Raw genomic sequence first — 535 nt, 5'->3', positions numbered from 1 at the left:
CCGCTGCTCGTGCCGGAGGTGCCCGAAGTGCCGCCGCCCTGGCCGTCGCCGCCAGCAGGGCCGCTCTCTCCGCCGGCGACCGATCCACCGCCAATCCCCGCGGAGCCAGCACTGCCGAATGCCGCACCGCCACCGCCGCCGCCGCCGCCGCCGCAGGACAGCAGCAACCCGACAAGCAGTGCCAGAAAGCCGTTGCGCAGCCAAATGCTCGTCATGCTTTTCGTCTCGTTCGTTTGGAGGGAGCGGTAGACGGAGCTTCAGCGTACTCGGGCGCGCCGTCTTCGTAATAGGTATAGATGCCGACCCGGATGCGGCCCGAAGCCGTTTCCTCGGCGGCCTCGAAGGCGCGCGTCATCTCCCGGGTCAGCTGGCCGTGAAGTTCGCCCCACCTCTCGCGCACGAACTGATGGATGCGTTCGCAATCTCCCAGCGAAATCCCGGCTGCGAATACCGATCGCTCCAGCAGGGGCGGCTCTGCGCCGAGCGTGTTGGCCACGCCCGCGAGCAGGTGATCGCGCGTGTTGTCGCCCAGGAA

The 535-nt window shown here is 68.4% G+C and carries 2 pseudogenes; both read right to left on the bottom strand.

Features of this window, described 5'->3' with window-relative positions:
- A pseudogene (locus tag AC3A6B_RS29855) lies at positions 1-215 on the bottom strand (collagen-like triple helix repeat-containing protein); the annotation flags it as partial.
- A pseudogene (locus tag AC3A6B_RS29850) lies at positions 212-535 on the bottom strand (DUF6502 family protein); the annotation flags it as partial. The pseudogenes AC3A6B_RS29855 and AC3A6B_RS29850, both read right to left, overlap by 4 nt.

The sequence above is a fragment of the Variovorax sp. Soil_C_33 genome, from assembly GCF_057656935.1.
The sequence above is the reverse complement of the archived record's forward strand: the minus strand, read 5'-3'. Positions and strand labels throughout refer to the sequence as shown.